Below are 24,035 nucleotides of genomic sequence, written 5' to 3' on the forward strand. Positions count from 1 at the left end.
CCATTACCCGTCAGTAATGACTTGTGAGTCGATTCACACGGCGGTGGCGCCGCGCCGCTCCATCGCCTGCTGGTACAGCCGACCCGCGCGGTACGAGGAACGGACCAGGGGGCCGGACATCACGCCGGAAAAGCCGATCTCGTCGGCCTCCTCCTTCAGCTCCACGAACTCCTGCGGCTTGACCCAGCGCTCCACGGGGTGGTGCCGGACCGACGGGCGCAGGTACTGCGTGATGGTGATCAGCTCGCAGCCGGCCGCGTGCAGCTGCTGCAGCGCCTCGCTGATCTCCTCGCGGGTCTCGCCCATGCCGAGGATCAGGTTCGACTTCGTGACCAGACCGTAGTCACGGGCCTTGGTGATGACCTCCAGCGACCGCTCGTAGCGGAAGCCGGGGCGGATCCGCTTGAAGATCCGCGGCACCGTCTCGACGTTGTGCGCGAAGACCTCGGGGCGGGAGTCGAAGACCTGCTCCAGGAGCTCCGGCACCGCGTTGAAGTCGGGGGCGAGCAGCTCGACCTTGGTCCGGCCGGCCGCGCGCTCGGCGGTCTGCTGGTGGATCTGGCGGACGGTCTCCGCGTACAGCCAGGCGCCGCCGTCCTCCAGGTCGTCGCGGGCGACGCCGGTGATGGTGGCGTAGTTCAGGTCCATCGTGACGACGGACTCGCCGACCCGACGGGGCTCGTCACGGTCCAGCGCCTCGGGCTTGCCCGTGTCGATCTGGCAGAAGTCGCAGCGCCGGGTGCACTGGTCGCCGCCGATGAGGAAGGTCGCCTCGCGGTCCTCCCAGCATTCGAAGATGTTCGGACAGCCGGCTTCCTGGCAGACCGTGTGCAGACCCTCGCTCTTCACGAGGTTCTGCATCTTCGTGTACTCGGGACCCATTTTCGCCCGGGTCTTGATCCACTCGGGCTTGCGCTCGATGGGGGTCTGGCTGTTGCGGACCTCCAGGCGCAGCATCTTGCGTCCGTCGGGTGCGACTGCGGACACATCGGCTCCCTGTAGCTTCGATTCTTCGGCGCACACCAGAGTACGCCCGTTATTTCGTTTGCCTTGCTTCGTGCGCTTACGTGTGGCCAACCTGTGGCCAACGCGGCGCATTCCCTAGGCGGACGCGGGGGCCGTCTCCGGCTCGCGCTCGATCTCGCGCGGCTTCAGGTCCGCGTTCTCCAGTACGTCCCGCAGGTGCCGCTCCAGGACCGGCAGGACGTCCTCGATGGTGATGTCCCGGCCCAGCTCGTTCGCGAGCGAGGCCACGCCCGCGTCGCGGATGCCGCACGGGATGATCTTGTCGAACCACGTGTTGTCCGGGTTCACGTTCAGCGCGAAGCCGTGCATCGTGACGCCCTTGGCGACCCGGATGCCGATCGCCGCCAGCTTGCGGTCCTCACGTCGCTGGCCGGCGTTGGAGGGAGCGTACTCCGGGCCGTTGAGCCGCGGATCGAACTCCTCGTCGGTCAGCCGGGGGTCGAAGTCCAGGTTCAGTCCGCCGAACGACGGACGCTGCTCGACCGGGTCGCCCAGCACCCACACGCCGCTGCGGCCCTCGACCCGGGTGGTCTCCAGGCCGAACTCGGCGGCCGTGCGGATCAGCGCGTCCTCCAGGCGGCGGACGTGGGCCACCACATCGACCGGGCGCGGCAGCTTCAGGATCGGGTAGCCGACCAGCTGGCCGGGGCCGTGCCAGGTGATCTTGCCGCCGCGGTCCACGTCGACGACAGGCGTGCCGTCCAGCGGGCGCTCGCTCTCCGCGGTGCGCCGCCCCGCCGTGTAGACGGGCGGGTGCTCCAGGAGCAGACACGTGTCGGGGACCTCGTCGGCGAACCGGGCGGCGTGCACCTCGCGCTGCTTGTCCCACGCCACCTGGTACTCGACGGCGTCCCCGCCGAAGCCCAGACGGACGAATCGCAGCTCACTCACGGCAAAGCCTCCTCGTCGGGTGCCGGGTCCCGAGGATCGTCCCGGGGCCGGCGCGGCACCATGTGTCATTCGCGCCCATGCCACTGTACGGCGGTGCCGCGCGTCCCCGACCGGCCGGTGTCCGGTCTGCCGCGCAGCGACCCCTCGGCACGGCACGGAGACCCCTCGCCCGACCGCTGCCGTTCCCGCGGGGTTGCCGCTGGTCACCGCCCGGCGGCAACCCTCCCTCCCGTTCCTCACACGATCGGATGAATGTGGGGCGAAGGTGGCGGCACAGGCGGTACGGGCCGCTAAATTCACGCCGTTCCATGAGGGCTGCACCCGGGCCCGGAAGGCAGGAGACCGCACAGCTGATGACGGAACGACCCCCGCAGCGCATCCCGAACCGCCAGCTCGCCGCGCTCATCGCCGAGGCCGGTTTCTCCAACGCGGGCCTCGCCAGAAGGGTGGACCAGCTCGGCCTGGAGCACGGCCTCGACCTGCGGTACGACAAGACCTCGGTGACCCGTTGGCTCCGCGGCCAGCAACCGCGCGGCACCACGCCCGCCCTGATCGCCGAGGTCTTCACCCGGCGCCTCGGCCGCCGGCTCTCCGCGCAGGACCTGGGGCTCGACGCCTGCGCGCCGGTGTACGCGGGGCTCGAGTTCGCGGCCACCCCCGAGGAGGCCGTGGACATCGTCGGCGGCCTGTGGCGCAAGGACTCCGGCAGCCACGCCGAACTGCGCAAGATCGCGTTCACCCCGGCCGGGCTCGTCGTGCCCAGCCGCGACTGGCTGATCGGGCGGGCGGACGAACGGGTCGGCCGCGGCGAGACGCTCCCCGGGCCGCCGCCCGGCGCCGCGGGCGGCCGCGTGCCGCCGCAGGGCCGGCCCTCGGTGCCCCGCCAGCGCGGCACCGACCGTGGCCCCGGTCAACGGGTCTCCGCCGGGGACATCGCCGCCCTGCGCTCCGTCGGCGAGCTGTTCCGCACCCTCGACCACGCCTACGGCGGCGGCCACGCCCGCCAGGCCCTCGTCCGCTACCTGGAGCACGAGGCCGAGCCGATGCTCCGCGGCACCTACGGCGAGGCCGTCGGTCGCCGCCTGTTCGGGGCCGCCGCCGACCTGACCAGGCTGGCCGGCTGGACCTCGTACGACATCGCCGCGCACGGCCTCGCCCAGCGGTACTTCGTCCAGGCGCTGCGGCTCTCCCAGGCCGCCGGCGACCGCGCGTACGGCTCCTACGTGCTGATCACCATGAGCCGGCAGGCGGTCTACCTCGGCCACGGGCGGGAGGCCGTGCAGCTGGCCCGGGTCGCGCAGCAGGGCGTGGGCAGCTCCGCCCCGCCGGTGGTGCAGGCGCTGCTGCACTCCGTGGAGGCGCGCGGGCACGGCGTCCTCGGCGAGGTACGCGCGTGCAGCGCGGCGCTGGCCCGCGCCGAGCGGTCCCTGGAGGCCGCCCGGCCCGGCGACGAGGTGCCCTACTGGGCACGGGCCTTCGACGAGGCGCAGCTCGCCGACGAGTTCGGCCACTGCCATCGCGACCTCCAGCAGTACCGCGCCGCCGCCCAGCACGCCGAGCGCTCCCTCCAGCTGCGCGCCCCCGGCTTCGCCCGCAGCCGGCTGTTCTGCCGCGTCGTGCTCGCCTCCGCCCGGCTGGGCCTCGGCGAGCTCGACCAGGCGTGCGCCCTGGGCGCGGAGGCGGCCCAGCAGGCCTCCGAGATGCGCTCGGCCCGCGCCCTGGAGTACGTACGCGACTTCGAGCGCCGCCTGGAGCCGTACCGCGACGCGGCCGCCGTCCGTACGTACCGGGACCGCGTCGCGGCGATCGGCTAGGCGGCCACCGGGGTCTCCTCGGCGGCCCGGCGGTCCTCGCGGACGCCGAGGTCCGCGAGCAGGGACCGGGCGGCGCGTCGCGCGGAGGCGAGGGCGGCCTGCGGGGTGCCGGTGGTCCGGTGGTCGCCGCAGACGTACAGGCCGGAGAGGATCCGCACGGTGCGCTGCGGGTCGTGCGGCGGCGGCATCGCCGGGATCGCCTCCGGGTCGTGGTGCAGCCCGAGCAGCTCCCAGTCGTCCGTCGAGCAGGCGTAGAGCGCGGCCAGGTGCTTGCGGACCCGGCGCTCCAGATCGTCCGGCGGCGGACCCAGGACGGTGGAGCTGACCAGAACCCGGCCGGCCGGGGCGCGCGAGGGGTCCACCGCGCTCATCACGGCCGTGTGCGCGACCGGGCCGCCCGGATCGGACTCGAGCAGCAGGGCCCGCTCGGCGAGCGGCGGCGGCGCGGGCGCGGTGTGGTGCAGCACCGTGACCGTGCGGAAGTCGGGGACCCGCAGGCCCGGGAGCAGTTCCGCCGCGGCCCGGCCGCCGGTCGCCAGGACCACCGCGCGGCAGCGGAACACCCCGTGGTCGGCGGTCGCCACGCGGCTGATCGACGCCTCCGTGACGCGCACCCCGGTGCGTACCGTGCCCGGCGGCAGCTCGGCCTCCAGCAGCTCCGGGACCGTCGCCGCGCCGCCCGCCGGCACGCACAGCCCGCCCCGGGCGAAGGCCCGCAGGGCGAGATCGGCGCACCGGCTGGAGGTGCTCAGGTCGGGGTCGCCGAGCAGCGCGGCGAGCAGCGGGCGCAGGAAGCCCTGCACGGTACGGGCGGGCAGCCGGGCGTTCAGCGCGTCGAGCGCGGTCCGCTCCGGGCGGGCGAGCAGTCGGGGGACCGGTGTCGCCGCGAGGCGGGCGAGGGCCGCGCCGAGGCGGGCCTGGTCCAGCGAGCGGGGGGCGCTCGCGAGGGCGCGCGCGACGGTGAGCGCGCCCCCTACGCCCCAGAGGGTGTGGGAGCCTCCCGGCCCCGTGGCCCGGACCCCGCGGACATGGGCCGGTTCCATGGTCCTGACGTACCGTCCGTCGTGGTGGACGAGGACCCCGGACGCGAACGGACGCAGCGTCAACCCCTCTAGGCCCGGGGTGCCGTGCAGCTCCGGCGCGGAGGCGCCGAGCAACTGCCCGACGCGGTCCAGCCGGAAGCCGTCCACGACCTCGGTGGCCATCCGCCCGCCCGTCCGCGACGCGGCCTCCAGGACCGTGACGGTCAGTCCGGCGCCGGTCAGCCGGTGGGCGACGGAAAGGCCCGCTATCCCGGCTCCGACGACGACGACGTCCGTGTGGCGTGCGCTACTGAGCACGTGCCCCTCCCCAGGTCTGCGCGACTGGTGGGAGGCTCATGCCCCCAACAGCGCCACGGAATGCCCGAGTTCGGATCGAGCTCGGAGATCGAGCCTAGGGACCGCGGTACGGCGGCGCCCCCCGTGCGGGCGGGGCAGCCGGTGCACGGGGGTCGCACAGGGCGCCGACCTGCGGGGCGTACGGGCTAGTTGCTCACGAGGGGAGCGTCGGCCGCCCCCGGGTTCACGGCGTCGACGAGAACCAGCCGCTTCGCGCGGTCGACGTAGAAGGTTCCGGTGTACGCCTCGCGCGTCACGCTCGCGTCGAACGCCTCGCTCGCGGTCCAGCGCGCGTCCCGCAGTTCGGGGACGGCGTCGACGAGGGCCGGCGGGACGTTCTCCGGCACGGCAGGGGCGAAGGTGCCGTACACGAGGATCCTCTTCAACGCATCCGGCGTGACCTCGACGACCGCGACCATGCGCACGTCCGTAGGGCCGGGCACCCGCGAATTCTCGACGCCCAGCACGATGGCGCACCACCGGGTCCGCCGCGGCTCCCCGAGTTGCAGGAAGCGCTTCCTGATCGGCTCCGGTTCGGTCCGCACGTCGCACTTCTTCTCCGCGGGGCTCGCCGAGGCGCGGGGCGGCCCGTCGGCGCCCGCGCCGGACGGAGCGGCGCACGAGACGGCGAACGCCGGCGCGAGACAGCACAGGAGAGAGTTCCTGAGCACACGGGACCACTTCATGACGGCTGCTTGTCCCCCCTCTTGAGATCCGGGCCGCCGTTCAGGCGGCGCGGATCGATTCGTCGATGGTCGGGAAGGCGAAGGCGAAGCCGGACTCCAGCAGCCGGCCGGGCAGCACGCGCTGGCTGCCCAGGACGTCGGCGGCGAAGTCGCCGAGGGCCACGCGCAGGGCGGCGGCCGGCACCGGGAAGGGGGTCGGGCGGCGCAGTACGCGGCCCATCGCGGCCGTGACCTCGCGGTTGGTGACCGGCTCAGGGGCGGTCAGGTTCACCGGGCCGGACAGGGACTCCGTGTCGAGCAGGTGGCGCAGCGCGGCCACCTCGTCGTGCAGCGAGATGAAGCTCCAGTACTGGCGGCCGTCCCCGATCCGGCCGCCGAGCCCCGCCCCGAAGATCGGGAACAGCCTTCCCCAGGCGCCGCCCTGACGGGCCACCACCAGCCCGGTGCGGGCGTACGCGACGCGGATCCCGGCCTCCTCCGCCGGGGCGGCCGCGGCCTCCCACTCCACGCACACCGACGGCAGGAAGCCCTCGCCCGCCGGGGCGCTCTCGTCCACCGCGCTGCTTCCGGTGTCGCCGTAGTAGCCGAGCGCGGTGCCGCACACCAGGACCTTCGGGGGCTCCGCGAGGGAGGCCAGCGCCTGTGAGATCGCGGTCGTCCCGAGCACCCGGCTGTCCCGGATCTCCTTCTTGTACGCCTCGGTCCAGCGCCGCTCGCCGACCCCCGCGCCCGCCAGATGGACGACCGCGTCGCAGCCGACCAGGCCGGCGACGTCCACGTACAGCCGCTTCGGGTCCCACTCGACCTCGTCCGCCGCCACGGCGGGGCGCCGCACCAGGCGGACGACGTCGTGGCCGTCCGCGCGCAGGGAGCGCACGAGGGCGGAGCCGATGAGTCCGGACGCGCCGGTGACGGCGATACGAGAACGCTGCATGAGCCCATCCTGCCCCGCCGGTCCCTCATGGCACAGTGGCGGGCATGACTACGCCGCACATACGCACCGCCCGGCTCGCCGACCAGGCTGCGCTCGGCGAACTCGACCGCGCCGTCTGGTCCACCCTGCACTCCGTGCAGCCCGCGCCGCAGGCCCCGTACGATGCCTTCTTCGACTCCACCCACCGGCCCGAGCACTACCTCGTCGCCGAGGGCGAGGGCGGGACCATGGACGGCTTCCTGCGGCTGCACCGGCCCAGTCCGCTCGCCTGCCACACGCACGTCCGGCAGATCCAGGGCCTCGCCGTGGCCGGGCACGCCCGTGGCCGCGGGGTCGGCCGGGCGCTGCTGCGCGCCTCCTTCGAGGAGGCGCGGCGGCAGGGCGCGAGCCGGATCACCCTGCGCGTCCTCGGTCACAACGCGCCCGCGCGTGCCCTGTACGAGGCCGAGGGCTTCGCCGTCGAGGGCGTGCTGCCGGGGGAGTTCCTGCTGGACGGCGCGTACGTCGACGACGTCTTCATGGGCCGCTCGCTCTAGGCGCCGCCCGTCCCCGCTTCCGTCGGGCTCACCACTCCCGCCGGGCTCACCGCCCCGGCGTCAACGGCCCCATGCCGCCCATCAGTTCGCGCAGGCAGCGCACCGCCAGTTCGGCCGGGGCCCCCTCGCCGCGTACCGGCGCGTCGGTCTCCGCCCAGGCCTCCAGGGCCACCCGGATCGCGTCGGTGGCCGCCGCGGCGGCCAGCCGGACCTCCAGCGGGTCCGCGTCCGGGCCCGCCAGCTCCGCGACGACGGCCAGCAGCTTCTCCTCGGACTCCTGGTTGACCCGGTACCAGACCGCCCGCAGTGCGGGGTCCTCGGCCGCGGCCCGGAGCAGTCCCCGGGTCCAGCGCAGCCCCTCCGCCGCGTCCTCGTCGGCCGCGCCGAGCGCCTCGGCGATCGAGTGTTCCAGGGCGGCCGGCACCGTCGCGCCCGGCCCGGCGGCGGCCAGGGACTCGCGCCAGCGGTCCGCGCCGCCCGCGAGCAGCGGCGCGACGGCGTCCTGCTTGGAGCGGAAGTACCGGTAGAAGGTGCGCAGGGCGACCCCGGCGCGCAGGGCGATGTCCTCGGCCGTGGTGCCGTCGGGGCCGCGCTCGGTGAACAGCTCGGCCGCCGCGCGGGCGATGTCGAGCTGCGTCGCGGCCTTGCGTCGCTCGGTGAGGGAGGGGGGCTTGGTGCTCACCGGACGTAGCCTACGCCCGAGCTCGACGATCATGCCGAAGATGCACATCGTGCAACTATGGCAAAACGTGCCACATAGGCGTACGGTGGTTATCGCTCCGGAAATCTTGAGATCGAGAGGTTGTCGTCATGAACCAGCTGACCCGTTACGAGGGACGCCGCGCACTCGTCACCGGCGGCGGCTCCGGCATCGGCCAGGCCACCGTCCTGCGCCTGCTGGCCGAGGGCGGTCGCGTTGTCGCCGCCGACATCAGCGAGGACGGCCTCAAGGACACCGTCGCCAAGGCCGGCGACGCCGCCGACCGCCTCACCACTCTCGTCGTGAACATCGCCGACGAGACCTCCGTACGGGAGGGCGTCGCCGCCGCCGTCGAGACCCTCGGCGGCCTGGACGTACTGGTCAACGCGGCCGGCATCCTGCGCTCCTCGCACACCCACGAGACCGGCCTCGACGCGTTCGAGCAGGTCATCCGGATCAACCTGACCGGCACCTTCCTCGTCATCCGCGAGGCGATCCCGGCGCTGCTCCAGGGCAACGACGCGGCCGTGGTCAACTTCTCCTCGACCTCGGCGATGTTCGCCCACCCGTACATGGCCGCCTACGCGGCCAGCAAGGGCGGCATCCAGTCCATGACCCACGCGCTCGCCGCCGAGTACGCCAAGCAGGGCATCCGCTTCACCGCCGTCCAGCCCGGCTCCATCTCCTCCGGCATGACCGACGGCAGCGGCGCCAGCAAGCAGTCCGCCGGCCCCGGCCTGCCCGAGGACACCGACTGGTCGCTCTTCACCAAGCTCGCCCCCGCCCTCGGCCAGGGCTTCGCCGGCCCCGAGACCGTCGCGGGCGTCGTCGCCATGCTGGCCTCCGAGGACGGCAGGTTCATCACCGGCACCGAGGTCCGGATCGACGGCGGGACGCACTTCTGATGTCCGCCGCGGAGCTCTTCGCCGGCCGTACGGCGGTGATCACCGGAGCCTCCTCCGGGATCGGTGCCGGGCTCGCCCGGCACGCCGCAGGGCTCGGCATGAAGCTGGTCCTCGCGGACATCGACGCGGTGCGCCTCGCCGAGTCCGCGGGCGAGGTGTCCGCCCTCGGCGCCGAGGTCGAGGCCGTCGTCACCGACGTCGCCGACCCGGCGGCCGTCGAGGCGCTGGCCGAGCGGGCGTACGCCCGCTTCGGCACCGTCGACCTGCTGGTCAACAACGCCGGGATCATGGCCATGGGCTACTCCTGGGAGATCCCGGCCGAGCGCTGGGACGCGATGCTCCGCGTCAACATCGGCGGCTACGTCAACGGGATCCGCGCCTTCGTGCCCCGGATGCTGGAGCGCGGCGAGCGGGCCTGGGTGGTCAACGTGTCGTCCATCGGCGGACTGCTGCCCAGCCCGCTGATGGCCCCGTACAGCGCCACCAAGTTCGCGGTCCTCGCGCTCACCGAGTCGCTGCACCACGAGATGCTCATGAAGGGCGCGCCGGTCCAGGTGTCCGTGGTGACGCCCGGCTCGGTCAAGAGCGAGATCTTCCGAGCGGCGCGCCCCGGCGAGGACGCGGCGCCGGAGCTCGCGGGCTTCGCCGACCACCTCCAGGCGATGAGCGACGAGTTCGGGATCACGCCGGAGGAGCACGCCGCGCGCGTCTTCGACATGGTCGCGGAGGGGAAGTACTGGGCGATCCCGCAGCCCGAGCAGCTCTTCCCCGCGCTCCAGCCGCGCACGGACATGATCCTCGGCCAGGTGAACCCCACCCTCCAGGTGGGCTGACAGGCCGGTACGGGCCCGGAGGGGGTCCCCCCAGGGCGAAGCCCTAGGGGGAGGGTAGGGCCCCCGGGCCCGTACCCACCTATGGCCGACCTCGGCCCGCGCCTCACAGACGGCCGTGCCTCACAGACCGGGACCGCTTCGGGGAGCACCCCCTCCTAACCCCCGAAGCGGTCCCACAGCCGGGGGAAGCGCGCCGCCAGCTCCGCGTCGTCCGTCATGTCGAACGCGACGCCCTCCGGCTCCGCCGCCTGCGGCGGGATGCCCAGGTCCGGGGCCTCGGCGCCGGTGAGCCGCTCGTACGCCTCGTCCGCCGCGTACCCCAGCTCCTCGCCGTCCCCGTCGATCTCCTCGTCGAAGTCCCCCAGCAGCTCCGCGAGCGCGTCCGGATCGTGCACCGCGCCCTCGAAGACCTCCCGCCCCTGGCCGATCAGCCAGCAGCGGAAGTAGTCGAAGGAGTCGTCGCCCGCGCCGTCGAGCAGCAGCGACGCGGCGCCCCACAGGTCCCAGCGGTACGCGCGGTTGTACCGGGCCTCGAAGTGACGGGCGAAGTCCAGCACGGCGTCCGGATCGAACCGGAGCAGCCTCTCGACGACCAGGTCGGCGTGCTCCTCCGGGTCGCCCTCAGAGGCCTCCCGGGTGGAGTCGATGATCTCCCAGAACTCCGTCTCGTCCATCACGGGAACCAGCATCGGGCCTCCCACAGGGCGACGCACCCGGAGCGACCGAAATGAAACCGGACAGAAGGTGTCGCCTTTCCCTGGCAGTCTCCTGTTCATGACGACGGAGACGAAGCCGCTCGGCGGCAGGATCGCACTGGTCGCCGGCGCGACGCGGGGCGCGGGACGCGGCATCGCCGTGGCGCTCGGCGCGGCCGGCGCCACGGTGTACGTGACGGGACGCACCACGCGGGCGAGGGCCAGCGAGGTCGGGCGGACGACCGAGACCATCGAGGAGACGGCGGAGCTGGTGACCGCGGCGGGCGGCGAGGGCATCGCCGTCCCCACCGACCACCTGGAGATCGAGCAGGTCAGGGCGCTGGTCGAGCGGATCGACAAGGAGCGCGGCCGGCTCGACGTGCTGGTCAACGACGTGTGGGGCGGCGAGCACCTGATCAAGTTCGGCGAGAAGTTCTGGGAGACCGACCTCGACGGCGGGCTGCGCATGCTCGAACTCGGCGTGAAGACGCACGCCATCACGTCCCGGCTCGCGGTGCCGCTGCTCGTCCGGCACTCCGGCGGCCTCGTCGTGGAGGTCACCGACGGCACGGCCGAGTACAACGGCACCCGCTTCCGCGAGAACCTCTTCTACGACCTGGCCAAGAACGCGCCGATCCGGATGGCCTTCGGGCTCGCCGGCGGCCTGGCGGAGGTCGGTTGCGCGGCGGTCGCGATCAGCCCTGGCTGGCTGCGCTCCGAGCAGATGCTGGAGGCGTTCGGGGTGACCGAGGAGAACTGGCGGGACGCGACCGCGAAGGTCCCGGGCTTCGGCGTCGCCGAGTCCCCCGCGTACGTCGGCCGCGCGGTCGCCGCACTCGCGGCCGACCCCGACCGGGCCCGCTGGAACGGCCGCTCGCTCTCCAGCGGCGGGCTGGCGAAGGAGTACGGCTTCACCGACACGGACGGCTCCCGGCCGGACGCCTGGGGCTTCCTGATCGCCCAGGAGACGGACGAGAACGTCTCCCCGGACGACTACCGCTGACACGGGGCGCCGGGGCCGGCCGGTGGCCGGGGTGGCCGTGGGTGTCGGGCTGTCAGGGCCACCGAGCACGCGGTCCGGTGCGCGGACGGGGCCGCCGTGGACCGCGGCCGTCGGCCGAGGACGACACGGCCGTGCGCCGGTGCGCGAGCGCCCCGACCGGCGAGCGGCGCCGTGACGGCGGCGGCCCGGCGGCCCGGCGGACCGTCCCGCCGTCAGTCGTACAGGGCGGTCAGGCCCCTGGCCGCGTCCCTGAAGCGGGTGCGCAGGGTGGGGGGAGCCAGGACCTCCGCCTCCGGGCCCAGTGCGAGCAGTTGCGAGAAGGCGACCTCCTCGTTCTCCACGAGGAGCGTCGCCGTCAGCCGGCCGTCCGCGTCCCGCGTGCCCGCCGCGAGCGCCTCCTCGGCGGCCGCCCGGTCCGTCACGTACGGCAGCCGCCGCACGCCGGCCTCCGACAGCCGCAGCACCACCTCGGCACGGAGCAGGGAGCGGGCGAACTCCGCCGCCCGCTCGGTCCAGAAGGCCGGCAGGTCGAACTCCGGGTCGCGGACGAAGCGCTCCTCGCCGACCGCGACCGCGGTGAACCGGTCCACCCGGTACGTACGGATCGACGCGTCGGCCGGCCGGGCGCACACGTACCAGACGCCCGCCTTCAGGACCAGGCCGTACGGGGCGAGCTCGCGCTCCACCTCGGTGTCGCCGCGCCGGTAGCGGGCCGACATCAGACGGTCGTCCCAGACCGCCTCAGCGACCGGCGCCAGCAGCTCCGGCGTCTCCGGCTCCTGGTACCAGCCCGGCGCGTCCAGGTGGAAGCGCCGCGCCGCCGACTCGGAGGCGTCCCGCAGGGACGGCAGCAGCGCCGCCGACACCTTCAGCCGGGCCGCCGAGGCCGCGTCCTCCAGGCCCATGTCGCGCAGCGCGCCCGGCAGCCCGGACAGGAACAGCGCCTCCGCCTCGCCGCGCGCCAGCCCGGTGAGCCGCGTGCGGTACCCGCCGATCAGCCGGTAGCCGCCGGCCCGGCCCCGGTCCGCGTACACCGGAACCCCCGCCTCGGAGAGGGCGAGGGCATCGCGGGTGATGGTCCGCTCGGACACTTCGAGCTCGGCCGCCAGCTCGGCGGCCGTCATCGAGGAACGGGACTGGAGGAGCAGGACCATCTTGATCAGCCGGGCGGCGCGCATCCCCCCATGATGCGCGAGGGCCGGCGCGCATCTCCCGGGTATGCGCGAGGGGCGGTGCGCATACCCCCGATGATGCGCGCCGCCCCTCGTCGACCGGCCTTACAGGCCGTAGCGCTCGCGCGCCTCCTTCACGGCCGAGGCCGGGACCTCGCCGCGACGGGCGAGCTGGGCCAGGGCCGCGACGACGATGGACTGCGCGTCCACGCCGAAGTGGCGGCGGGCCGCCTCGCGGGTGTCCGACAGGCCGAAGCCGTCGGCGCCCAGCGAGGACCAGTCCTGCTCGACCCACTGCGCGATCTGGTCCGGGACCTGGCGCATGTAGTCCGAGACGGCGAGGACGGGGGAGTCCACGCCCTCCAGGGCCCGGCGTACGTACGGGACGCGCTCCTCGCCGCGCAGCAGCGCCGCGTCGGCCTCCAGCGCGTCGCGCCGCAGCTCGGTCCACGAGGTGGCCGACCACACGTCCGCGCCCACGCCCCACTCCTCGGCGAGGAGCTTCTGTGCCTGGAGGGCCCAGTGGATCGCCGTGCCGGAGCCCAGCAGCTGGATCCGCGCCGCGTTCGCGGGCAGCTCCAGGCCGGCGGACTCGGCGGTGTTGAAGCGGTACAGGCCCTTGAGGATGCCCTCGTCCACGCCCGACGGCTTGGCCGGCTGCGGCATCGGCTCGTTGTAGACGGTGAGGTAGTAGAAGACGTTCTGGTCCTCGCCCTCGGCCGCCTCGCCGTACATCTTGCGCAGACCGTCCTTGACGATCGCCGCGACCTCGTAGGCGAAGGCCGGGTCGTACGTCAGCGCGGCCGGGTTGGTCGCCGCGATCATCGGCGAGTGGCCGTCGGCGTGCTGCAGGCCCTCACCGGTCAGGGTGGTGCGGCCGGCCGTCGCGCCGACGAGGAAGCCGCGGCCGAGCTGGTCGCCGAGCTGCCACATCTGGTCGGCGGTCCGCTGCCAGCCGAACATCGAGTAGAAGATGTAGAACGGGATCATCGCCTCACCGTGCGTGGAGTACGCGGTGGACGCGGCGATGAAGTCGGCCATCGAGCCGGCCTCGGTGATCCCCTCGTTGAGGATCTGGCCGTTCTTGGCCTCCTTGTAGTACATCAGCTGGTCGCGGTCGACCGGCTCGTACGTCTGGCCCTTCGGCGAGTAGATGCCGAGCGACGGGAACAGCGACTCCATACCGAAGGTACGGGCCTCGTCCGGGACGATCGGGACCCAGCGCTTGCCGGTCTCCTTGTCGCGGACCAGGTCCTTCACCAGCCGGACGAAGGCCATCGTGGTCGCCACCGACTGCGTGCCGGAGCCCTTGTCGAAGGCGGCGAAGGTCTTGTCGGCCGGGGCCGGCAGCGGGGCCAGCGGCTGGACGCGCCGGGCCGGGGCCGGACCGCCGAGCGCCGCGCGGCGCTCCTGGAGGTAGCGGACCTCGGGGGCGTCGGCGCCGGGGTGGCCGTACGGGACCTGGCCGTCGGCGAACTGCGCGTCGGAGATCGGCAGCTCGAGCAGGTCGCGCATGTTCTTGAACTCGTCGACCGTCAGCTTCTTCATCTGGTGGTTCGCGTTCTTCGACGCGAAGCCCTCGCCCAGGGTGAAGCCCTTCACGGTCTGCGCGAGGATCACCGTCGGCGCGCCCTTGAACTCCAGGGCCGCCTTGTACGCGGCGTACACCTTGCGCGGCTCGTGGCCACCGCGGGAGAGGTGGAAACACTCGAGGATCTTGTCGTCGGACAGCAGCTTCGCCATCTCGACGAGCGCCGCGTCCTTGCCGAAGAAGTCCTCGCGGATGTAGGCGGCGTCGCGGGTCTGGTACGTCTGCACCTGCGCGTCCGGGACCTCGCGGAGGCGGCGGACCAGGGCGCCGGTGGTGTCGAGCGCGAACAGCTCGTCCCAGGCGTTGCCCCACAGCGACTTCACGACGTTCCAGCCGGCGCCGCGGAACTGGGCCTCCAGCTCCTGCACGATCTTGAAGTTGGCGCGGACCGGGCCGTCGAGGCGCTGCAGGTTGCAGTTGATGACGAAGGTCAGGTTGTCCAGACCCTCGCGGGCCGCCAGCGCGAGGGCGGCGGTCGACTCGGGCTCGTCCATCTCGCCGTCGCCGAGGAAGGCCCACACGTGGGAGGCGGAGACGTCCTTGATGGAACGGTTCGTCAGGTAACGGTTGAAACGCGCCTGGTAGATCGCGGAGAGCGGGCCCAGACCCATGGAGACGGTGGGGAACTCCCACATCCAGGGGAGGCGGCGCGGGTGCGGGTAGGAGGGCAGACCGTTGCCGCCGGACTCCTGCCGGAAGTTGTCGAGGTGCGCCTCGGTGAGGCGGCCGTCGAGGAAGGCGCGGGCGTAGATGCCCGGGGAGGCGTGGCCCTGGATGTACAGCTGGTCGCCGGAGCCGTCGCCCTCCTTCCCCTTGAAGAAGTGGTTGAAGCCGGTCTCGTACAGCCAGGCCGCGGACGCGAAGGTCGCGATGTGGCCGCCGACACCGTGCTTGGAGCCGCGGGTCACCATCGCCGCCGCGTTCCAGCGGTTCCAGGCGGTGATCCGCCGCTCCATCTCCTCGTCGCCGCCGAACTCGCCGATCGACGGCTCCGCGGAGGTGGGGATGGTGTTGACGTAGTCCGTCTCCAGGAGCTTGGGCAGGGCGAGGCCCGCGCCCTCGGCGTGCTGGAGCGTACGGCGCATCAGGTAGGCGGCCCGGTGGGGGCCGGCGGCCTTGGTGACGGCGTCCAGGGAGGCCGCCCACTCGGCGGTCTCCTCGGTGTCACGGTCCGGGAGCTGGTCGAGCTCGCTCGGAATCTTGCCTACGGGATCGGTCATGATCGCCGCCTTCCGGACAGGTGGGTCGGGGGTGGAGAGGGGGGCCTTGTCTGGCAGGACAGGGCGAAGGGCCGGGTGGGGCCCGCCGAAGACTGTAAGCCGTCGATCGATGATCGATCAAAGGGTGGAAGGGGAAAACCTCTCCAGATCGAGAAAGTCGGCACAGGGTGCCGCGAAAATGGGCACCGGGTGCCTTGTTTTCGCAGGTGAGGAGCCGGATGAGGGGGGCCTCGCACGAATGAGCGGGCCCGCGTGTGTGCGCCGCGGCGCACAGCGGCCGCCGGCACGGACGGGGGCCCGCCCGAGGCCCGGCGGCGGTGGCGGGCGAAGAACGCGGCCGGGGACCCCGGCGGGGTCGGTCGTCGGGCGCTTGTCGCGGCGCGAAGCTGCCGCAGGGGTGCGGGGGCATCGCCCCCGCAGCCCTCACCCGGGAAGCCCGGGGCGCGCCCCGCGCCCCTACGCCCTGGGGGCGCAGCCCAGGACGTGGGACTTGACCAGGACGCCGATGTTCGGGTCGCGGCGCCGGAAGGCCTCCACGAGCTCCTGGTGCTCCTCCGCGTAGGACTTCTGGACCGTGCCCAGCCACCGGATCGAAAGCGCGGTGAAGACCTCGATGCCCAGGCCCTCCCAGGTGTGCAGCAGTACGCCGTTCCCGGCCGCCTTCACCAACTCGCGGTGGAACGCCACCGTGTGCCGTACCTGCGCCGTCCCGTCGGCCGTCGCGTCCGCCTCGTACAGCGCCGCCACGTGCGGCTCCAGGGCCGAGCAGTCGGCCGCCAGCCGGTCCGCCGCCAGCTCCGCCGCGATCTGCTCCAGACCGGCCCGGACGGGGTAGCTCTCCTCCAGGTCGGCCGCGGTCAGGTTCCGTACCCGTACGCCCTTGTTCGGCGCCGACTCGATCAGCCGCAGCGACTCCAGCTCCCGCAGCGCCTCGCGCACCGGCGTCTGGCTGACCTCCAGCTCGGTGGCGATCCGACGCTCCACGATGCGCTCGCCCGGCTTCCAGCGGCCGCTCACGATCCCCTCCACGATGTGCTCGCGGATCTGCTCGCGCAGGGAGTGGACGACGGGCATGGTCATGGGGCCGCTCCTTAGGAGTCATTGACTCTTAGACAATACGGCGGTGTCCCCGCCCGGAAACACATCCGGACGGGGACACCGCAGGTGAGGCTCGTTACAGCCCAGTAGCTTGCGCTTCAGTGGCGTGCGCTCACAGGCCGAGCTCGACCTCGAACTCGCCGGCCTCCAGGATCGCCTTGACGGCCGTCAGGTAGCGGGCGGCGTCCGCGCCGTCCACCAGACGGTGGTCGTAGGACAGCGTCAGGTACGTCATGTCGCGGACGCCGATGACGGTGCCCTCGGCGGTCTCGATGACGGCCGGACGCTTCACCGTGGCACCGATGCCCAGGATGGCGACCTGGTTCGGCGGGACGATGATCGTGTCGAACAGCGCACCGCGCGAGCCGGTGTTGCTGATCGTGAAGGTCGCACCGGACAGCTCGTCCGGCGTGATCTTGCTGGCCCGGACCTTGCCCGCCAGCTCGGCGGTGGCCTTGGAGATGCCGGCGATGTTCAGGTCGCCCGCACCCTTGATGACCGGCGTCATCAGACCCTTCTCGGAGTCCACGGCGATGCCGATGTTCTCCGAGTCGAAGTACGTGATGGTGCCCTCGTCCTCGTTGATCCGGGCGTTGATGACCGGGTGGGCCTTCAGTGCCTGGGCCGCCGCCTTGACGAAGAACGGCATCGGGGACAGCTTGACGCCCTCACGGGCGGCGAAGGAGGCCTTCGCCTGCTCGCGCAGCTTCATCAGCTTGGTGATGTCGACCTCGACGACCGAGGACAGCTGGGCCTGGCCGTGCAGCGCCTTCATCATGTTGTCGCCGATGACCTTGCGCATGCGGGTCATCTTGACCGTCTGGCCACGCAGCGGGGAGACCTCCAGGGCGGGGGTCTTCGCGGCGGCGGCCGGAGCGGCGGCGGCGGGGGCCGGGGCGGCCTTCTTGGCCTCGGCGGCCGCGAGGACGTCCTGCTTGCGGATACGGCCGCCGACGCCCGAACCCTTGACGGTCGCCAGGTCGACACCGTTCTCGGTGGCGAGCTTGCGGACCAGCGGGGTCACGTAGGCGCCGTCCTCCGCCGGCTGTGCGGCGGCGGGGGCGGTCGGAGCCGGGGTGACCGGAGCCGGGGCGGCCACCGGGGCGGCGGGCGCGGCCGGAGCCGGAGCGGCGACCGGGGCCGCCGGGGCCACCGGGGCGGGCGCCGGAGCCGGGGCGGCCGGGGCCGGAGCGGCGACCGGGGCCGGAGCGGCGGCGGGGGCCGGGGCGGCCGGAGCCGGGGCGGCGGCCGGGGCAGCACCCGCGGCACCGATGACGGCGAGCTTGGCGCCGACCTCGGCGGTCTCGTCCTCGGCGACGGTGATCTCCAGGAGGACGCCGGAGACCGGCGCCGGGATCTCGGTGTCGACCTTGTCCGTGGAGACCTCGAGCAGCGGCTCGTCGGCCTCGACGGACTCGCCGACCGACTTCAGCCAGCGGGTGACGGTGCCCTCGGTGACCGACTCGCCCAGGGCGGGCAGGACGACCTCGGTGCCGGAGGCGGCACCGGCCGGGGCGGCGGCGGGGGCCTCGGCCACGGGGGCCGGGGCGGCCGGGGCCTCGGCGGCCGGAGCCGGAGCGGCGGCCGGGGCCGGAGCGGCCTCGGCCGCCGGGGCCGGGGCGGCAGCGGGCGCGCCCGTGCCGTCGTCGATGATCGCCAGCTCGGCACCGACCTCGACGGTCTCGTCCTCGGCGACCTTGATGGAGGCGAGGATGCCCGCAGCCGGGGCGGGGATCTCGGTGTCGACCTTGTCGGTCGAGACCTCGAGCAGCGGCTCGTCGGCCTCGACACGCTCACCCTCGGCCTTGAGCCAACGGGTGACGGTGCCCTCGGTGACGCTCTCGCCGAGCGCCGGCAGGGTTACGGAAACCGACATGGTTTCGGTTGCTCCTTACGAATTGCGGAAGTTGGTCGTCGCGCCCGTGTGATGACGTGAGCGTCAGTCGTGCGAGTGGAGCGGCTTGCCGGCCAGGGCCAGGTGGGCCTCGCCGAGCGCCTCGTTCTGCGTCGGGTGGGCGTGGATCAGCTGCGCGACCTCGGCCGGCAGCGCTTCCCAGTTGTAGATCAGCTGCGCTTCGCCGACCTGCTCGCCCATGCGGTCACCGACCATGTGGACGCCGACCACGGCACCGTCCTTGACCTGGACGAGCTTGATCTCGCCCGCGGTCTTCAGGATCTTGCTCTTGCCGTTGCCCGCGAGGTTGTACTTGAGGGCGACGACCTTGTCCGCGCCGTAGATCTCCTTGGCCTTGGCCTCGGTGATGCCGACGGAGGCGACCTCGGGGTGGCAGTACGTCACCCGCGGCACGCCGTCGTAGTCGATCGGAACCGGCTTCAGGCCGGCCAGCCGCTCGGCGACCAGGATGCCCTCGGCGAAGCCGACGTGCGCCAGCTGGAGGGTCGGGACGAGGTCGCCCACGGCCGAGATCGTCGGCACGTTGGTGCGCATGTACTCGTCGACCAGGACGTAGCCGCGGTCGATCGCGACGCCCTGCTCCTCGTAGCCGAGACCGGCGGAGACCGGGCCGCGGCCGATGGCGACCAGGAGGACCTCGGCCTCGAAGGTCTTGCCGTCGGCCAGCGTGACCTTGACGCCGTTCTCGGTGTACTCGGCGGACTGGAAGAAGGTGCCGAGGTTGAACTTGATGCCGCGCTTGCGGAACGCGCGCTCAAGAAGCTTCGAGCTGTTCTCGTCCTCGACCGGGACGAGGTGCTTCAGGCCCTCGATCACCGTCACGTCGGTGCCGAAGGACTTCCACGCGGAGGCGAACTCGACGCCGATGACGCCGCCGCCGAGGATGATCGCGGACTCCGGGACGCGGTCCAGGGTCAGCGCGTGGTCCGAGGAGATGATCCGGTTGCCGTCGATCTCCAGGCCCGGCAGCGACTTCGGCACGGAGCCGGTGGCCAGCAGGACGTGGCGGCCCTCGACGCGGCGGCCGTCGACGTCCACCGAGGTCGGGGAGGAGAGCCGGCCGTGGCCCTCGATGTACGTCACCTTGCGGGAGGCGACGAGACCCTGCAGGCCCTTGTACAGGCCCGAGATCACGTCGTCCTTGTACTTGTGCACGGCCTTGATGTCGATGCCCTCGAAGGAGGCCTTGACACCGAACTGCTCCGCCTCGCGCGCCTGGTCGGCGACCTCACCGGCGTGGAGCAGGGCCTTCGTCGGGATGCAGCCGTTGTGCAGGCAGGTGCCGCCGAGCTTGTTCTTCTCGATCAGTGCGACGTCCAGGCCCAGCTGCGCTCCGCGCAGCGCCGCGGCGTAACCGCCGCTACCGCCGCCGAGGATCACTAGGTCGAAAACGGTGCTGGCGTCGTTCGCCACGTCACGTCCTCCATGCATGTGCGCCGGTCGCCGGTCTTCTCTGACCGGGCGGCGGCTGGTGTTCGGCCGCTTTATTTCGGCCCTGTGGTGGGGGCCCTGTCCTGCCGAGAACCCATCTTCGCACTTGTTGCCGGGACACGGGACGCGGGGCCGCGGTCTGAGACGGGGCGATCTTCCGTACGCGGGGGTTACCGCACCGTACGAAGCTACGGAATCCGTGGCCGCCGGCCGCGGAATCCGCAGCGGTGAGCAGGGACTGGGCCGAGGCGGGGCCGCCGGGGGAACGCCACCGCCCCCGGTCCGGGCGGACCGAGGGCGGTGGCGCGTCACACACGGGCGGGGGTCAGCCCAGGTCGCCCTCGGCGGTGCGCTCGGCCAGCTTCACCAGGGTGCGCACCGAGGAGCCGGTGCCGCCCTTCGGGGTGTAGCCGAACGGGCCGCCCTCGTTGAAGGCCGGACCGGCGATGTCCAGGTGGGCCCAGGCGATGCCCTCGCCGACGAACTCCTTCAGGAACAGACCGGCCACCAGGCCGCCGCCCATCCGCTCGCCCATGTTGGCGATGTCGGCGGTCGGGGAGTCCATGCCCTTGCGCAGGTCGGCCGGGAGCGGCATCGGCCAGGACGCCTCGCCGACCTCCTCCGCGATCTCGTGGATCTCGGTGCGGAAGGCGTCGTCGTTGGCCATCACACCGAAGGTGCGGTTGCCCAGCGCCAGGATCATCGCGCCGGTCAGGGTCGCCACGTCGACGATCGCGTCCGGGTTCTCCTCGGAGGCCCGGGTCAGCGCGTCGGCCAGGACCAGGCGGCCCTCGGCGTCCGTGTTGAGGACCTCGACGGTCTTGCCGCTGTACATGCGCAGCACGTCGCCCGGGCGGGTGGCCGTGCCGGACGGCATGTTCTCGGCGAGCGCCAGCCAGCCGGTGACGTTCACGGCGAGGCCGAGGCGGGCGGCCGCGACGACGGCGGCGAACACGGCGGCGGCGCCGCTCATGTCGCACTTCATCGTCTCGTTGTGGCCGGCCGGCTTCAGCGAGATGCCGCCCGAGTCGTAGGTGATGCCCTTGCCGACCAGGGCCAGGGTCTTCACCGCGTCCGGGTGGGTGTAGGCGATCTTGACCAGGCGCGGCGGGTTCACCGAGCCGTTGCCGACGCCCAGGATGCCGCCGTAGCCGCCCTTGGCGAGCGCCTTCTCGTCGAGCACCTGCACCTTGAGGCCGTGCTCCTTGCCGACGGCCTGCGCGGTCGCGGCGAAGGTGGCCGGGTAGAGGTCGTTCGGCGGCATGTTGATCAGGTCACGGGCGCGGTTGATCTCCTCCGCCAGCACCTGCGCGCGCTCCGCGGCGGCCTTGAATGCCTTGTCGCGGGGCTTGCCGCCGAGCAGCGCCACCTCGGCGAGCGGCTTCTTGGCGTTCTTGCCGCTCTGCTCCTGGTACGCGGTGTAGGCGTACGCGCCGAGCAGCGCGCCCTCCGCGATCGCCTCGGCGTCCTCGACTGAGCCGACCGGCAGCGCGAAGGCGGCCTTCTTCGAGCCGTGCAGGACGCGGGAGGCGGTGCCGGCGGCGCGACGCAGCGCCTCGGCGGCGTACTCCGCGTCGCCCTCCGGGGCGGTGCCGAGGCCGACGGCGAGCACGACGGGGGCCTTCACGCCGGCGGGGGCGGGCAGCTTGATGGCCTCACCCTCGGCACCGGAGGCGCCCAGGGTCTCCAGGACGGCGGCGAGCCTGCCGTCGAACGCCGCGTCCACGGCCTCGGCGCCGGGCGCGACGACGAGCCCCTTGCCGGACTTGGCGACGCCGACCACGAGGGCGTCGGCGCGCAGCGTCGCCGGGCCGGCAGTGCTGAGAGTGAGAGCAGTCACGGTGGTGAAATCTCGCTTCCATTGAGTTCTGTGGCGGTCGAGGGATGGGCCGACCGTGCCCGCCGCATCGTATTTCGGCCCGCGAACCGCCGTGAACGAGCCTACGCTCGCTCGTTCGGTTCGCTCACGGCGGCGGCCGTTCACTCATCCGTGGTGTCTGTCCCAGGTTTACCCCGTGGGCCTGCCTGGCTGATCCACACTCGCCTCGTCCACGCAAGCGCGGCACTCGCGCCTTCGCATCATCTCCACAGGTCGCGCCCCGGTCGAGGGGGCGGAGGCCTGCCGAGGGGGGAACCAGCCGATGGACCCGAACCGGTCCCGCATGCCCAGAACGGCCCGGAGGGCGGCGCTCGTCGCCGCCGCGCTGCTCGCCACCGTCGTGCCCACCGCCGGCCCGGCCGCCTCCGCGACCGTCCCGCGGATCGACCTCACCGTCCTCCTCGTGGACGACGGCAGCACCACCGTCGGGGCGATCGCCGACGAGCTGCGCGCCACCGGCGTCCCGTACCGCACCCTCGATCTGACCGACCCGGACCGCCCGGTCGTCGACGCCGGGTTCCTCAGCGACACGGTCGACGGCCGGCCCCGCGCCAAGTACCAGGGCGTCGTCCTCCCGCACGAGGCGCCGTTCGGCCCCGACTCGGCGGAGCAGTCCGCGCTCGCCGCGTACGAGAGCGCCTTCGGCATCCCGCAGGTCGACGCCTACACCTGGGCCCATCCCGGCGTCGGCCTCGACTGGACGAACGAGGGCGGCTGGTCCGGTGTCCTGGACGGTGTCACCGCCTCCGTCACCGCGGCCGGCAGGGCCGGGCCCTTCCGGCACCTCGACGGGCCGCTGACCTTCGAGGACAACGACCCCGCGATCTCCGAGAGCTACGGCTACGCGGGCCGCCCCCGCGCCGGCTACACCAGTTACCTCGACCTGCCCGTCGAGGGCGGCGGCCGGGCCAGCCTGATCGGCGAGTACGCGCACGACGGCCGCCGCGAACTCGTCGTCACCTTCGCCTACAACCGCAACCAGCGGCAGTTCCGCGCACTCGCCCGCGGCATCGTCGAATGGCTGACCCAGGGCGTCCACCTCGGCCGCAGCCGCAGCTATTTCTCCGTCCACGTCGACGACGTCTTCGCCCCCGACGCCCGATGGAACACCGAACGGAACTGCACCCCCGGCGACTTCGACTGCGTCGGCGACGACGGGCAGGACGGCGACGTCATCCGGATGACCGCCGACGACGCCGTGTACGCCGCAGCCTGGCAGAAGTCCGCCGGCTTCACCCTCGACATGGTCTACAACGGCGGCCAGGGCGAGCAGTGGAAGACCGCGCACGGCGGGACCGACCCGCTCGCGGCCCGGCTGATCGCCGACCGCGCCCAGTACCGCTGGGTCAACCACACCTACACCCACCCCTTCCTCGGCTGCGTGCAGGACACCTCCGCCGTCCCCTGGCAGTGCGCCGAGGACACCGCCGGGAACACGCTGTGGACGAGCCGCTCGGCGATCTCCGCGGAGATCCGGAACAACCACAACTGGGCCGTCGGCAAGGGCATCTCGGTGGACCGCTCCGAGCTGGTCACCGGCGAGCACTCCGGCCTGAAGACCCTGCCGCAGCAGCCGGCCGACAACCCGAACCTCGCCGGCGCGCTCGCCGACAACGGCGTGAAGTGGCTCGCCTCCGACAACTCCCGCGAACCCGCGCAGCGGACCGTCGGCGGTTCGAAGACCGTCCCCCGGCACCCGATGAACGTGTACTACAACGTGGGCACCGCCGCCGAGATGACCGACGAGTACAACTGGATCTACACCTCGCGCGCCGACGGCGGCAGCGGCGTCTGCGAGTCCAACCCCGCCTCGACCTGCCTGCCCGCCCCGCTCGACCCCGCCACCGGCTACGCCGACCGGATCGTCCCGCAGGAGGCGCGCACCGCGCTCTCCCACATCGTGGCCAACGACCCGCGCCCGCACTACGTGCACCAGTCCAACCTCGCGGAGGAACGGCTGCTCTACCCGGTGCTCGACCGCGTCCTCGCCGACTACCGCGCCCTGTTCGCCGACAACACCCCGCTCGTCGTCCCGCGCCACCGGGACGTCGGCGCCGAACTCGACCGCCGCGCCGCCTGGGAGAAGGCCGTCGCCGAGGGCCGGGTCACCGCGTACCGCGTCGGCACCAGCGTCACCGTCAAGGCGCCCTCCGGAGTGACCGCCCCGGTCACCGTGCCCGAGGGAACCCGCAAGCAACTCCTGCTCGGTACGGCGGTGTTCGGGTCCCCTTACGCCGGAGCGCGCTCCGACTGGACCACCCCGGAGCCGCTGCAGACCGCGATCACGCTCAAGCTGCCGACCGCGTAGCACAGCACGTACGTCCTGG

Annotated in this window: 19 protein-coding genes; 6 read left to right on the forward strand and 13 right to left on the reverse strand. The window is 72.9% G+C overall.

What is annotated here, in order from left to right; genetic code table 11:
- Positions 1-33: 33 nt before the first annotated feature.
- Both lipA and lipB read right to left on the reverse strand, forming a co-directional pair.
- On the reverse strand, positions 34-987 hold the full coding sequence (lipA, locus tag R2D22_RS26700; RefSeq protein ID WP_318107221.1) for a lipoyl synthase: 954 nt from the start codon (positions 985-987) through the stop codon (positions 34-36).
- Positions 988-1,101: 114 nt separating this feature from the next.
- Positions 1,102-1,917, reverse strand: coding sequence for a lipoyl(octanoyl) transferase LipB (gene lipB / locus R2D22_RS26705; RefSeq protein WP_318107222.1), 816 nt, complete (start codon positions 1,915-1,917; stop codon positions 1,102-1,104).
- A gap of 353 nt (positions 1,918-2,270) precedes the next feature.
- Between lipB and R2D22_RS26710 the strand changes: the two genes are divergently transcribed.
- The gene (locus tag R2D22_RS26710) at positions 2,271-3,731 is read left to right on the forward strand and encodes an NsdA family TPR-like regulatory protein (protein WP_318107223.1); all 1,461 of its coding nucleotides are present in this window, start codon (positions 2,271-2,273) and stop codon (positions 3,729-3,731) included.
- Here the strand turns inward: R2D22_RS26710 and R2D22_RS26715 are convergent.
- The 3 genes from R2D22_RS26715 to R2D22_RS26725 form a co-directional block, all read right to left on the reverse strand.
- Positions 3,728-5,071, reverse strand: coding sequence for an NAD(P)/FAD-dependent oxidoreductase (locus R2D22_RS26715; RefSeq protein ID WP_318107224.1), 1,344 nt, complete (start codon positions 5,069-5,071; stop codon positions 3,728-3,730). The two genes, R2D22_RS26710 and R2D22_RS26715, sit on opposite strands and share 4 nt — an antisense overlap.
- Positions 5,072-5,256: 185 nt before the next feature.
- Entirely contained in the window at positions 5,257-5,796 is a 540-nt protein-coding gene (locus tag R2D22_RS26720) for a hypothetical protein (RefSeq protein ID WP_318107225.1), read from the reverse strand.
- A gap of 40 nt (positions 5,797-5,836) precedes the next feature.
- Positions 5,837-6,730 carry a TIGR01777 family oxidoreductase gene (locus R2D22_RS26725; RefSeq protein WP_318107226.1) on the reverse strand — a complete coding sequence of 298 codons (894 nt, stop codon included), beginning with the start codon at positions 6,728-6,730 and terminating at the stop codon, positions 5,837-5,839.
- A 44-nt stretch (positions 6,731-6,774) separates the two neighbouring features.
- On the opposite strand from R2D22_RS26725, the gene R2D22_RS26730 reads away from it, so the two are divergent.
- The gene (locus R2D22_RS26730) at positions 6,775-7,266 is read left to right on the forward strand and encodes a GNAT family N-acetyltransferase (RefSeq protein ID WP_318107227.1); all 492 of its coding nucleotides are present in this window, start codon (positions 6,775-6,777) and stop codon (positions 7,264-7,266) included.
- Positions 7,267-7,312: 46 nt separating this feature from the next.
- Here the strand turns inward: R2D22_RS26730 and R2D22_RS26735 are convergent, their stop codons facing one another.
- A complete protein-coding gene (locus R2D22_RS26735; protein ID WP_318107228.1) occupies positions 7,313-7,948 on the reverse strand; it encodes a TetR family transcriptional regulator in 636 nt (211 codons plus the stop codon).
- Between the two features lie 128 nt (positions 7,949-8,076).
- Between R2D22_RS26735 and R2D22_RS26740 the strand changes: the two genes are divergently transcribed.
- Positions 8,077-8,871 carry an SDR family NAD(P)-dependent oxidoreductase gene (locus tag R2D22_RS26740; RefSeq protein WP_318107229.1) on the forward strand — a complete coding sequence of 265 codons (795 nt, stop codon included), beginning with the start codon at positions 8,077-8,079 and terminating at the stop codon, positions 8,869-8,871.
- Entirely contained in the window at positions 8,871-9,704 is an 834-nt protein-coding gene (locus tag R2D22_RS26745) for an SDR family NAD(P)-dependent oxidoreductase (RefSeq protein ID WP_318107230.1), read from the forward strand. Before R2D22_RS26740 ends, R2D22_RS26745 begins: the two co-directional genes overlap by 1 nt.
- 155 nt (positions 9,705-9,859) lie before the next feature.
- Here the strand turns inward: R2D22_RS26745 and R2D22_RS26750 are convergent, their stop codons facing one another.
- The gene (locus tag R2D22_RS26750) at positions 9,860-10,378 is read right to left on the reverse strand and encodes a DUF4240 domain-containing protein (RefSeq protein ID WP_318109998.1); all 519 of its coding nucleotides are present in this window, start codon (positions 10,376-10,378) and stop codon (positions 9,860-9,862) included.
- A 100-nt stretch (positions 10,379-10,478) separates the two neighbouring features.
- Here R2D22_RS26750 and R2D22_RS26755 point away from each other — a divergent pair, with 100 nt between their 5' ends.
- Entirely contained in the window at positions 10,479-11,402 is a 924-nt protein-coding gene (locus tag R2D22_RS26755; protein WP_318107231.1) for an SDR family oxidoreductase, read from the forward strand.
- Positions 11,403-11,614: 212 nt separating this feature from the next.
- On the opposite strand, the gene R2D22_RS26760 is transcribed toward R2D22_RS26755, so the two are convergent.
- The 6 genes from R2D22_RS26760 to R2D22_RS26785 all read right to left on the reverse strand — a co-directional run bounded on the left by R2D22_RS26760 (position 11,615) and on the right by R2D22_RS26785 (position 21,669).
- A complete protein-coding gene (locus R2D22_RS26760; protein ID WP_318107232.1) occupies positions 11,615-12,580 on the reverse strand; it encodes a helix-turn-helix transcriptional regulator in 966 nt (321 codons plus the stop codon).
- Between the two features lie 99 nt (positions 12,581-12,679).
- The gene (aceE, locus tag R2D22_RS26765; protein WP_318107233.1) at positions 12,680-15,385 is read right to left on the reverse strand and encodes a pyruvate dehydrogenase (acetyl-transferring), homodimeric type; all 2,706 of its coding nucleotides are present in this window, start codon (positions 15,383-15,385) and stop codon (positions 12,680-12,682) included.
- Between the two features lie 456 nt (positions 15,386-15,841).
- Positions 15,842-16,465 (reverse strand): GntR family transcriptional regulator, encoded by a 624-nt coding sequence (locus R2D22_RS26770; RefSeq protein WP_318107234.1) that lies wholly within the window; start codon positions 16,463-16,465, stop codon positions 15,842-15,844.
- Positions 16,466-16,595: 130 nt separating this feature from the next.
- On the reverse strand, positions 16,596-18,359 hold the full coding sequence (gene sucB / locus R2D22_RS26775; RefSeq protein ID WP_318107235.1) for a 2-oxoglutarate dehydrogenase, E2 component, dihydrolipoamide succinyltransferase: 1,764 nt from the start codon (positions 18,357-18,359) through the stop codon (positions 16,596-16,598).
- Between the two features lie 63 nt (positions 18,360-18,422).
- On the reverse strand, positions 18,423-19,811 hold the full coding sequence (gene lpdA / locus R2D22_RS26780) for a dihydrolipoyl dehydrogenase (RefSeq protein WP_318107236.1): 1,389 nt from the start codon (positions 19,809-19,811) through the stop codon (positions 18,423-18,425).
- A 343-nt stretch (positions 19,812-20,154) separates the two neighbouring features.
- Entirely contained in the window at positions 20,155-21,669 is a 1,515-nt protein-coding gene (locus R2D22_RS26785) for a leucyl aminopeptidase (protein WP_318107237.1), read from the reverse strand.
- Between the two features lie 301 nt (positions 21,670-21,970).
- On the opposite strand from R2D22_RS26785, the gene R2D22_RS26790 reads away from it, so the two are divergent.
- Positions 21,971-24,016 (forward strand): hypothetical protein, encoded by a 2,046-nt coding sequence (locus tag R2D22_RS26790; protein ID WP_318107238.1) that lies wholly within the window; start codon positions 21,971-21,973, stop codon positions 24,014-24,016.
- Positions 24,017-24,035: the final 19 nt, after the last annotated feature.

Origin of the sequence: Streptomyces sp. HUAS YS2 (genome assembly GCF_033343995.1) — a bacterium.
GTDB lineage: Bacteria > Actinomycetota > Actinomycetes > Streptomycetales > Streptomycetaceae > Streptomyces > Streptomyces solicathayae.

What these genes read in the sequence shown, in the direction of transcription:
- R2D22_RS26710 (WP_318107223.1), top strand. Translation starts at nt 2,271, where the DNA reads ATGACGGAACGACCCCCGCAGCGCATCCCGAACCGCCAGCTCGCCGCG.
- R2D22_RS26720 (WP_318107225.1), bottom strand. Translation starts at nt 5,796, where the DNA reads ATGAAGTGGTCCCGTGTGCTCAGGAACTCTCTCCTGTGCTGTCTCGCG.
- R2D22_RS26725 (WP_318107226.1), bottom strand. Translation starts at nt 6,730, where the DNA reads ATGCAGCGTTCTCGTATCGCCGTCACCGGCGCGTCCGGACTCATCGGC.
- R2D22_RS26730 (WP_318107227.1), top strand. Translation starts at nt 6,775, where the DNA reads ATGACTACGCCGCACATACGCACCGCCCGGCTCGCCGACCAGGCTGCG.
- R2D22_RS26740 (WP_318107229.1), top strand. Translation starts at nt 8,077, where the DNA reads ATGAACCAGCTGACCCGTTACGAGGGACGCCGCGCACTCGTCACCGGC.
- R2D22_RS26745 (WP_318107230.1), top strand. Translation starts at nt 8,871, where the DNA reads ATGTCCGCCGCGGAGCTCTTCGCCGGCCGTACGGCGGTGATCACCGGA.
- R2D22_RS26750 (WP_318109998.1), bottom strand. Translation starts at nt 10,378, where the DNA reads ATGGACGAGACGGAGTTCTGGGAGATCATCGACTCCACCCGGGAGGCC.
- R2D22_RS26755 (WP_318107231.1), top strand. Translation starts at nt 10,479, where the DNA reads ATGACGACGGAGACGAAGCCGCTCGGCGGCAGGATCGCACTGGTCGCC.
- R2D22_RS26760 (WP_318107232.1), bottom strand. Translation starts at nt 12,580, where the DNA reads ATGCGCGCCGCCCGGCTGATCAAGATGGTCCTGCTCCTCCAGTCCCGT.
- aceE (WP_318107233.1), bottom strand. Translation starts at nt 15,385, where the DNA reads ATGACCGATCCCGTAGGCAAGATTCCGAGCGAGCTCGACCAGCTCCCG.
- R2D22_RS26770 (WP_318107234.1), bottom strand. Translation starts at nt 16,465, where the DNA reads ATGACCATGCCCGTCGTCCACTCCCTGCGCGAGCAGATCCGCGAGCAC.
- sucB (WP_318107235.1), bottom strand. Translation starts at nt 18,359, where the DNA reads ATGTCGGTTTCCGTAACCCTGCCGGCGCTCGGCGAGAGCGTCACCGAG.
- R2D22_RS26790 (WP_318107238.1), top strand. Translation starts at nt 21,971, where the DNA reads ATGGACCCGAACCGGTCCCGCATGCCCAGAACGGCCCGGAGGGCGGCG.